Annotated in this window: 9 protein-coding genes; 7 read left to right on the top strand and 2 right to left on the bottom strand. The window is 61.6% G+C overall.

The genetic code is table 11. From position 1 onward, the window contains the following. Positions 1–3: 3 nt before the first annotated feature. The gene (locus GSQ89_RS31265; RefSeq protein WP_158932002.1) at positions 4–1,398 is read right to left on the bottom strand and encodes an amidase; all 1,395 of its coding nucleotides are present in this window, start codon (positions 1,396–1,398) and stop codon (positions 4–6) included. Further along, complete coding sequence (locus GSQ89_RS31270) at positions 1,395–1,574, bottom strand: hypothetical protein (protein ID WP_158932003.1); 180 nt, start codon at positions 1,572–1,574, stop codon at positions 1,395–1,397. The genes GSQ89_RS31265 and GSQ89_RS31270 overlap by 4 nt, the downstream gene beginning before the upstream one ends. 324 nt (positions 1,575–1,898) lie before the next feature. Here GSQ89_RS31270 and GSQ89_RS31275 point away from each other — a divergent pair, with 324 nt between their 5' ends. The 7 genes from GSQ89_RS31275 to GSQ89_RS31305 form a co-directional block, all read left to right on the top strand. Continuing rightward, positions 1,899–3,080, top strand: a complete 1,182-nt coding sequence (locus GSQ89_RS31275) for a CaiB/BaiF CoA-transferase family protein (RefSeq protein ID WP_158932004.1) — start codon at positions 1,899–1,901, stop codon at positions 3,078–3,080. Positions 3,081–3,152: 72 nt separating this feature from the next. After that, a complete protein-coding gene (locus GSQ89_RS31280; RefSeq protein ID WP_158932005.1) occupies positions 3,153–3,689 on the top strand; it encodes a CHAP domain-containing protein in 537 nt (178 codons plus the stop codon). Between the two features lie 1,414 nt (positions 3,690–5,103). Then, a complete protein-coding gene (locus tag GSQ89_RS31285; protein WP_254073443.1) occupies positions 5,104–5,982 on the top strand; it encodes a carbohydrate ABC transporter permease in 879 nt (292 codons plus the stop codon). Continuing rightward, positions 5,979–6,875: a carbohydrate ABC transporter permease gene (locus GSQ89_RS31290; protein WP_158932007.1), complete on the top strand. Its 897-nt coding sequence runs from the start codon at positions 5,979–5,981 to the stop codon at positions 6,873–6,875. Before GSQ89_RS31285 ends, GSQ89_RS31290 begins: the two co-directional genes overlap by 4 nt. Positions 6,876–6,910: 35 nt before the next feature. Next, positions 6,911–8,014: an ABC transporter ATP-binding protein gene (locus GSQ89_RS31295; RefSeq protein ID WP_158932008.1), complete on the top strand. Its 1,104-nt coding sequence runs from the start codon at positions 6,911–6,913 to the stop codon at positions 8,012–8,014. 134 nt (positions 8,015–8,148) lie between these two features. Beyond that, a complete protein-coding gene (locus GSQ89_RS31300) occupies positions 8,149–9,168 on the top strand; it encodes a GTP-binding protein (protein WP_158932009.1) in 1,020 nt (339 codons plus the stop codon). Positions 9,169–9,406: 238 nt separating this feature from the next. After that, a partial coding sequence (locus GSQ89_RS31305; RefSeq protein ID WP_158932010.1) for an efflux RND transporter periplasmic adaptor subunit occupies positions 9,407–9,780 on the top strand: 374 nt, incomplete at its 3' end.

The following is a 9,780-nucleotide window of genomic DNA, read 5'->3' on the forward strand; positions in this document are numbered from 1 at the left end:
CGGTCAGCCGATCGGCGGCTTCTGCTTGTGCCAGCCGGTTGCCCGTTCGTAGGCAGCGGCGACCCTCAGAACCGTGGCATCGTCGAAGTAGCGGCCGACGAACTGGACGGACACCGGCAGGCCGCCACGGGACAGGCCGGACATCATCGCCAGCGCCGGGTGGCCGGTGACGTTGAACGGCGTGCGGGCCTGGCGGGGATAGGTGCGGGCGGTTTCGTCGGCGTCGTCCATGCGGCTGGACGGGTCCATCGAGCTGGCGCACAGCAGGACGTCGTAATCGCGCAAGCGGTCCTCGACCGCGGCGATGACCTCGGAGCGCCGGCGCTGGGCGCCGACATAGTCGCCGGCGGTCATGAACGCGCCGGGCAGCAGGCGGCGGCGGGCGAGCTGGCCGTAGTCGCCAGGGCGTTCGCGCAGCCATTTGGCGTGGATGGACCAAGCTTCGCTGCACAGGATGACGCGGTTGATGCCGGCGAACTCGGTCAGGGTCGGGAGAGTGATGGTGTCGACCTGGGCGCCCTCGGCCTGCAGGACGCGGGCGACGTCTTCCAGCGCGGCGGCGACTTCCGGGTGGGCCGGCAGGTCGCGTTCGTGGAAATGGCGGACGAAGCCGATACGCAGGTTGCGCACGCCGCGATCGAGCTGGCGGCCGAAATGTCTCGCGTTGGTCGGGGCGCTGCCGGGATCGGCCGGGTCGTGGCCGGCGATGGTGTCCAGCAGCAGCGCGTTGTCGGCGACGGTGCGGGTCATCGGGCCGACATGGTCCAGGGTGAAGGACAGCGGGAAGACGCCGCGGCGGGAGACCAGGCCGTAGGTCGGCTTCAGCCCGACGATGCCGCAGGCGCTGGCGGGATTGCGGACTGAACCGCCGGTGTCGGTGCCCAGCGCCAGGGGGAACAGGCCGGCGGCGACACCGGCACCGGACCCGGAGGACGATCCGCCGGGATGGTGGTCTCGGTTCCACGGATTGCGGGCGGGCGGAAACGGCAGGTCGAAGCTGGGACCGCCGATGGCGAATTCGTGGGTGGACAACTTGCCCATGACGATGGCGCCGGCCTGGCGCAGCTTCTGGATGACGACGGCATCGGCCTTGGCGATGTTGCCCACCAGGATCTTGGAATGTGCCGTGGTGGGCAGGCCGGCGACATCGATGATGTCCTTGATGCCGACGGGGACGCCATGCAGCTTGCCTCGGGGGCGGCCGGCGGTGATTTCGGCTTCGGCTTGGCGGGCGGCCTGCATCGCGGCGTCGGCGTCGAGGCGGATGAAGGCGTTCAGCTTGGGATCGAGGGTTTCGATGCGGGCCAGCAAGGCGGTGACCAGTTCGACCGGCGAGAGGGTGCGGGCGGCGTAGGCCTGCGCGATCTCGGCGGCGGACAGCCAGTGCGGGGCGGTCATAGGCCGGACCCCGCGCGCATCGGCGGCCAGGGTTCGGCTGCGGGGTCGGTGGGCACCTGGATCGCGCCAGCGTTGTTCAGCGCCTGCTTGGCGGCGGCTTCAACGTCTTCGGGGAACGCCGCAAGCGCCTTGTCCAGGCCGGCGGCGCGCGCCAGGGCTATGATGATAGGGTCCATGCCATCACTCCGCGATCATTGTGCGGTGCGATCATGCGGCCTGGCGCGACGGCGGGGAAGAGAGATGATCGACAGAATGCGCGTTTCGGCTAGAAAGCCGGGACGAAGTGGGCAAAAAAAGGCGGTATGACCGGGGGAGAGGTCATACCGCCAAAGGTGGTCGCGCGATGGTATCAAGCGCGACTTTCGGGGAGGAAACAGGACACCGCCGCAGCGGCGCCGCACCCGTATGTAGGACCGAATTATTGAGGAAAGGTTAACAACACCGTGCGAGAACCGATTTTTATTCGGATTAACAATATTTTTTGTTCGTGGGGGCTGTAGATGAGCAATCTGCCGCTCGTTGGGCTGAAAATTCTGGAAATCGGCCATTATATCGCCGCGCCGTTCTGCACGCGTATCCTTGCCGACCTTGGCGCCGAAGTCATCAAGCTGGAACCGCCCGGCGGCGATCCGTTTCGCGGCTGGGGTGCGACGAAGGACGGGCACTCGGTTTGGTTCAGTATCCATGGGCGGAACAAGCTGTCGATCGAACTCGATCTGAAGAAGGATCGGGAGACCGTGTTGAAGCTGGCCGCTCGGGCGGACGTGCTGGTGGAGAATATGCGGGCGGGGCAGTTGGAACGGCTGCGGATCGGGCCGGATGAGCTGCATGCGGTGAATCCTCGGTTGGTGATCGCGCGTATTTCCGGTTACGGCCAGGATGGGCCGTATCGCGACAAGCCGGCGTTCGGGGCGATCGGCGAGGCGATCGGCGGGTTGCGCCATCTGACCGGCCATCCCGGCGGGACGACGGATTTACCGCCGCCGCGGTGCGGGATTTCGATCAGCGACGACCTGGCGGGGCTGTACGCGGCGATCGGGCTTTTGTCGGCGGTGTGGCAGCGCGATGCGATGGGCACCGGGAAGGGCCGCGTGGTGGATGTGAACTTGGTGGACAGCGTGTTCAGCCTGATGGAGGGCATGCTGCCGGAATACGCGCTGGACGGACGGGTTCGGCAGCCGGCGGGGGCGGCGCTGCAAACGGCGTCTCCGACCAATACCTATCCTTGCGCCGATGGGCGGTGGCTGTGCATCGCGGGGAACTCGGACCTGATTTTCTCGCGGCTGATGGTGGCGATCGGGCGGCCGGAGATGGCTGTTGATCCGGCGTATGCGACCAACGGGCTGCGCTGCGACAACCGGCCGGCGTTGGATGCGGCGATCGCGGCGTGGACGCGGACGCTGCCGGCGAAAGATGCGGAGGCGGTGTTGGAGGAGGCGGATGTTCCGTGCTCTCGGTTATTCGACATCGCCGATTGTGCTGCTGATCCGCACTTTCGGGCGCGGCAGGCGGTGCAGGACGTGGAGGACCCGTTGGTCGGGCGCACGCTGCATCCGGGGCCGACGATCCGGCTGGACGGCGTGCGGCCGGAAGATGTGGTGCGGTGGACCGGGCCGGCGGTGGGCGCGCATACCGATCATGTGTTGCATACGTTACTAGGGCTGTCCCGGAATCCAGCCTGATCAATCTGTTCTTGCGTTTTCCTGATGTGATGTCGGATAACCCGGCCCGGTCATTCCGGGTTCCGACAGTCCATGTGCCGTCTTGCGTTCCGACTGCTTCCTCTGCTGTGTTTGGCGTTGGCGGCGTGTGGCGATGGCGGCGGGGCGCGGCGTGATGTTGGGGCGTCGGCTTCGGTGGAGTGCGCGCCGTTCGCTCGGGCGCTGACCGGGGTGTCGCTGTCGGGTGACGCGGCGGATTGGTGGCGGCAGGCGGCGGGGCGGTATGGCCGGTCGCAGCGGCCGGAAGTCGGCAGCGTGCTGGTGTTGCGGCGGTCGGGGCGGCTACCGAGCGGGCATGTGGCGGTGGTGTCGGGGGTGGTGTCGCGGCGGGAGATCGTGGTGACTCAGGCGAACTGGGTGCATCACCGGATCACCGAGGATCAGCCGGTGGAGGATGTATCGGCGAACGGAGACTGGAGCCTAGTGCGGGTGTGGTGGCCTCTTTCAGGGCAGATGGGGACGAGCGTGTACCCGGCGTTCGGGTTTATTCGGCCGGATCATCCGGAGGGCCACGATCGGCTGATCGCAGCGACGCCGGCGGCGGTTCGGATGGCAGAGAGTGGCTGGTAGCAGATGACCACCCTGTCAGAATAACGCCCGAAGGGCGGCGCGGCCCCGGTCGAGATCGAATTTTCCCAACAATCGGGTTCGGCCAGAGTTTGTTGCTGACCACGCGCTGCGTGCATCGGCTGCTTCCGAGACATTCGTCACGCGTCGCAATCAGAATTTCATTTCGGTATTAGATATATGTCCATTGCATACAGGGCCGCGGCCACCTCGATGCGGCCCAAACCGATTCGCAGCCGACCCGCGGTATGTCCGCCAGGGTGGCCGCCAAATGGTGGTGGCACGGTCAGCACACCGACCTGCAGGCCATGTGGGTGGCGAACGGGTCGGCGCCTTCTCGGCCGAGATAGTGCGGGAACGCCAATACGCCATGATTCGGCGTGGGCGGTTTCAGGATGTCGGAGTGGTGGAACAACAAAGCACCCAGCCGTTTCTGGTTGAACAGAGCGACAGGCTGATTTCGTAGGACGATTCATGTCTCAGCCTTCAATGCGATGTACATCGGTACTTCGCTGGGCGTGGCCAGACAGCTCGGCAAGGCACTCTTGGCAAGAAGCGCCTTGTCGAGAGATCTCTGTCCTGGCAAAGAATCCATCCCACGCGGGCGCGCAGGGGCTGCCGGTAAGGCTCGCCCGAGTGGATTCCGTCGGTGCCTTGTGATCGAAAAAAACAGCGGCTTGCGGAAGTGGCGTTGCGTGGCATCGCGGCAACGGTTAGCGTGAACGTGCTTAGAGTACTAAGATAGGTCGGCTAGCATCTGCCGTATTGACAGGATGCGCGAACCGGTCAACAGGGCAGGCCGAATTAGAAATGCGGCGGCAGAAAGTCGCTCGACTGGGAGAAACACGTGCATGGTTGCGCATTCGCGCCGCGCTGGGATTTTATCGGGACAGAGGATCCCCTCCGATAACGGCGCGTCTGGTCGTCTAAACATGGACATTTGTCCAGACATGGGTGGCCGGTTCGGAAGGACGCCTCCTCGCCTATCCGCGGTCATTCTGGAAAGCCCGTTTGCTCGGCAAGGGCGAAGCGACCGTGAAGGAGATGACCAAAGCGCTGCCACGACGCAAGCCATGCGAACAGCATTGCGCCAGCGTCATGGGCTACGGCCCACAGCCTTTCAGTTCCACACCGAGTTTCAATATCCGGGAAGAGGTCGGACCGCCAAACGGCACGGTCTACGACTTTCCACTTCGTCCGAATGGCAACGCCAAGCCGCATCTCGCGGCGTCGGCGACGCCTTTCGGGACCCCGGTGCAAATCAGCAAACATTGCCCACTGACCTATTGGGTCGGATCGATAACGGCCGGCTCAACCGGCCAAGATGGGTTTCGGGAGGTATTTAGGTATGGCAGACGGCACGAGCATCCCGATCGGTGTTATGGCACCTGGAAGATCCGCGGCTCGACGAGGCTCGATGCGGAGATTCGCACAGCGGCGATCAACGGTCGGCTTCCTTCTCTGCCTGCCGCTGATCCTGCTTATCGCGGGATTCGTGATCTACCCGGCATTCTACGCGATCTATCTGAGTATGCTGAACAAGAAGATGACCACGTTTGTCGGTTTGAGCAATTTCACTTTCCTGCTCAAGCGCCACACGTTTCAGCTCGTCATCTTCCAGAGCTGCCTGTTCGCTATCACCTCGGTGATCCTGAAAGCCTTGATCGGCTTCATTCTCGCGCATCTGATGCACAACATCCCGGGCAAGACCCAGCGCATTTGGCGCGGTTTGCTGCTGGTGCCCTGGGTCATACCTCTGGCTATGTCCACCTTGACCTGGTGGTGGATGTTCGATCCGTCCTATTCGGCGTTCAATTGGATACTCAACCAGTTCGGGATCGCCAGCGTACCGTGGCTTGGCGTCGGCTGGATCGCCCGGTTTTGCACGATCACCGTCAACGTATGGTTTGGTACCCCGTTCTTCATGATCATGTATTTAGCAGCGCTGAAATCGGTGCCGGAACAGCTATACGAAGCCGCGGCGATCGATGGTGCGGGAGCACTGCAGAAGCTGTTTTTCGTTACCTTGCCGATGATGCGCAACATCATCGCGATCACCGTGTTGTTCAGCCTGATCGTGACATTCGCTGACTTTGACATCGTCCGCATTTTGACCTCGGGCGGTCCGCAGGACATGACCCACGTGTTCGCGACTTACGCGTTCCAGGTCGGCATTCAATCCGGCGATATTCCGTTGGGTGCTTCGGTCAGCCTGTTCATGTTCCCAATCCTGGCTTTCGCGGCATTCTTCGTGCTGCGTGGCGTGACGCAGCGTACGAAGGAAATCGCGACATGAGCGCCACGACACTCGAGCATGGCCGCAAGGTCGCGGCTTCGCGCAAGACAAGCTTGCATCGTCAGCGGCTGTGGGCGCTTTGGGGCAGCTATATCGCGCTGGCTGTGTTTGTCGTGATCTTCCTGGTGCCGCCGTTTTATACGCTGATCACCAGCCTGAAATCGTCAGCGGAGATATCCGCGCAGAGCGGTAGCCCGTGGCTTGTTCACCATCCGACGCTGGAGAATTTCTGGTATCTGATCACCTATCCGAATTTCCAGACCTATTATCTGAACTCGGTGATCGTCACCGTGCTGGTTGTCGTCGTTTCGATGACCATCTCCATCCTGGCCGCATTCAGCCTGTCGCGAATGGGCTTCTGGGGCAGTCAGAGCCTCTCGACCGGTGTATTCCTCACGTACCTGGTTCCCCCGTCCTTGCTGTTCATCCCGCTGTTCCAGATTATCGGCAAGATCGGCTTGATCAATAATTTCTGGTGCCTGGTCATACTATATCCCACGCTGGCCGTGCCGTTCTGCACTTGGATCATGATCGGGTATTTCAGTTCCATTCCGAAGGAGCTGGACGAGGCCGCTTTGATCGACGGGGCGAACTATCTGCAAATCCTGTGGAAGATCTTCATACCCGTGGCGATGCCGGGCATCATCGCGGCGACGATCTTCGCCTTCACAGTGTCCTGGGGCGCGTTTCTGTACCCACTCGCCTATCTTTATACGTCGCATGAAATGGTGCTGACGGTCGGCATCATCTCCGACCTGATCCGTGGCGACGTGTTCCAGTGGGGCAAGATCATGGCCGCCTGCCTTCTGGCATCGCTGCCGCCCATCGTCATCTACGCCTTCCTGATGGACTACTACGTGGCGGGCCTGACGGCCGGCGCGACCAAAGGCTGACCCGAAGAAACCCCAACCGAGGAAACGAAACAACCATGGCTGAAGTGTCAGTCCGCAAAGTCGTCAAGGAATATGATGGTGGCGTGCAAGCGGTGAAAGGGATCGACCTTGACATCGCCGACCATGAATTCGTCGTGCTGGTCGGCCCATCCGGCTGCGGGAAGTCCACGACGTTGCGCATGATCGCGGGACTGGAGGAAATCACCGGCGGCGAAATCTGGATCGACGGCGACGTCGTGAACGACGTCCCGCCGCGTGACCGCGACATCGCGATGGTATTCCAGAATTACGCTCTGTATCCGCACATGAGCGTGTTCGACAACATGGCGTTCGGGCTGAAATTGCGCAAATTCCCCAAGGACGAAATCAAGCGCCGGGTGGATGAGGCGGCTCGAATTCTCGATATCGTGCCACTGTTGGACCGGAAGCCGCGTGCGCTGTCCGGCGGTCAGCGGCAGCGCGTGGCGATGGGCCGAGCGATCGTACGGAACCCGAAGGTATTCCTGTTCGACGAGCCGCTATCGAACCTGGATGCCAAATTGCGTGTGCAGATGAGGACGGAAATCAAGAAGGTCCATCAGACAGTTCGCACGACAACTGTCTATGTGACACATGATCAGATCGAGGCGATGACGTTGGCTGACCGCGTGGTGGTCATGAACCATGGTGTCATCGAGCAGGTTGGCACGCCGAACGATCTTTACCATCATCCCACGACCCGCTTCGTCGCGGGGTTTATCGGCTCTCCCGCAATGAATTTCCTGCCGTGCCGCGTGCAGGATGGAGCGAACGGTGGTCTGGCGGTGCGGGTGACAGATACTCTTACGGTGCCGATCCCGGCCGCACGAGCGGATCGCTACGGCGCGTTCAAGGGCAAGGAGATGGTACTCGGCATCCGGCCGGAACATCTGTTCGAATACCACGAGCAAGGCAAGCCGGGATGGACGCGGGTCGATCTACCGGTCGATGTCGTCGAGCCGATGGGTATGGAGACGATGGTCCACTTCTTCGTCGACGGTGCCCCGGTGTGTGCTCGGGTTGATCCGGCGACGCACGCCGCCCCTGGCGAATTGATGCCATTGACGGCCGACTTGAACCAGATGCATTTGATGGAAGCGGACACGGGTAAGGTGGTTTGAGGAAGGCTTGGTCGCCGCCTTCGGAACCCTGATATTAACCAGGGAAGCCGAGGGTAGTGGTCGTGCCGGTTGCAATGATCGTGTTGTCCAGCCTCCCTTGCATTGCATTACACCCGCCTTGAAGGGTTGGCGGCATGGCACACGACTTTGTGGCAGATGAGCCGGCTCCCGTTGACGGCATCGGATGCCCGATACCCGTCTCGATCGTTACGGGATTTCTTGGAAGCGGCAAGACAACGCTGATTAGTCGCATTTTGCGTGATCCAGCGTTCGGACGGACGGCCGTTATCGTCAATGAGTTCGGGGAAGTCGGGCTAGACCACGACCTGATTGCCAGTAGTGATGATTCGGTTCTGACGTTGAATACCGGCTGTCTCTGTTGTGCGGTGCAGACCGATCTGGCCCGGACACTGATGGGACTGCTGCAACGCCGTGAAGTTGGTCTGGTAGACTATGACCGGGTCTTGATCGAGACTTCCGGGCTTTCTGATCCCGCGCCGATGTTGCAAGCGATGATGACAGACAGTGATGTTTTTTCGACGCATCGCGTCACTGCTGTCGTGACACTGGTGGATGCCGTGCATGGCGCACAGACGTTGCTCGAACATGCCGAGGCTCGGCAGCAGGTCGTGCTGGCAGACCGAATCCTGATCAGTAAGACTGACCTACAAGCATCGTTGGATCATTTGCTGGAACAGCTTGATACGTTGAACCCGGGCGTACCGCGGATGACGACATCGCAGGCGAATCCCTCGACGTTGTTTAGCGACACATCCACCATGACGTTATCTGCACGTATCGTTGGTGCGTCGCGCCGGCGAGGACACAGCGAGATTGAAACCTTTACGATCATACGAGACCGCCCCTTGCCGGCGCTTGCACTGACCATGCTGCTGGAGTCGATATCAGAACATTGTGGATCGCGGATGCTGCGCCTGAAGGGCCTCGTCGCGATCCGCGAGATGCCAGGACAGCCGGCGGTGATCCATGGCGTTCGGCACGTCGTTAATCCGCCTGATTTTCTCGATCGATGGCCGAACGAAGACGAGAGAACGCGGATTGTGTTTATTGGAAGGGGACTGCCGCGCTATTTCATTCCACGGCTTCTAGAAGCGATCGAGGAGGAGATATGCGACGCGATCGGAGATCCTTGAGGGAACGCACACCCTGTTCATCATAGCAAAGGACGGCGGCGACAGAGATCCGCGGGATAGGCCCGCCTAGTCTTACGCAGAGGCTCGGCTGAGGGGACGGCTTGAGCACCTGCCGGACGCTCTGCCTCTATATGCCTGCCAAAGCGACTCCGAAGATAAACGTCCTATTGCCGAATCCTAACTTCAACTTAAGTTTCGCATTGCGCTGCAACAGGCGCCTGAATGGGAACTTCGCCCGATGCGTTTTGCCTGCCTTCCAACGCTCGCATTCTTGCTATCGATGGTGTCAGCCGCTTACGCGCAGGCACCCGGCGGCCCGCCGTCCGTCGGGATCGTTCGTGCCGAACAGACAGCGATAACGGAAACATCGGAATTCATCGGACGCATACAGGCTGTCGAGCGCGTCGCCTTGACGGCACGGGTTACCGCCTTCCTCGACCAGCGGCTGTTCAAAGAAGGTACCGAGGTCAAGCAGGGCGACCTTCTCTATCGCCTGGAAAGGGGCCCCTTTGAAGCCGCAGTAGAGCAGCAGCAAGCCGCGGTGGCGGATACCAGCGCGCGCCTGGCGAACGCCAACATTCAACTCACACGAGCCCAGTCATTGCTGAATAC

This window comes from Acidisphaera sp. S103, from assembly GCF_009765975.1.
In the GTDB taxonomy this organism is placed as follows: domain Bacteria; phylum Pseudomonadota; class Alphaproteobacteria; order Acetobacterales; family Acetobacteraceae; genus Rhodopila.

Coding starts and splice junctions, on each gene's coding strand:
- GSQ89_RS31265 (WP_158932002.1), bottom strand. CDS start 1,398: ATGACCGCCCCGCACTGGCTGTCCGCCGCCGAGATCGCGCAGGCCTAC.
- GSQ89_RS31270 (WP_158932003.1), bottom strand. CDS start 1,574: ATGGACCCTATCATCATAGCCCTGGCGCGCGCCGCCGGCCTGGACAAG.
- GSQ89_RS31275 (WP_158932004.1), top strand. CDS start 1,899: ATGAGCAATCTGCCGCTCGTTGGGCTGAAAATTCTGGAAATCGGCCAT.
- GSQ89_RS31280 (WP_158932005.1), top strand. CDS start 3,153: ATGTGCCGTCTTGCGTTCCGACTGCTTCCTCTGCTGTGTTTGGCGTTG.
- GSQ89_RS31285 (WP_254073443.1), top strand. CDS start 5,104: ATGCGGAGATTCGCACAGCGGCGATCAACGGTCGGCTTCCTTCTCTGC.
- GSQ89_RS31290 (WP_158932007.1), top strand. CDS start 5,979: ATGAGCGCCACGACACTCGAGCATGGCCGCAAGGTCGCGGCTTCGCGC.
- GSQ89_RS31295 (WP_158932008.1), top strand. CDS start 6,911: ATGGCTGAAGTGTCAGTCCGCAAAGTCGTCAAGGAATATGATGGTGGC.
- GSQ89_RS31300 (WP_158932009.1), top strand. CDS start 8,149: ATGGCACACGACTTTGTGGCAGATGAGCCGGCTCCCGTTGACGGCATC.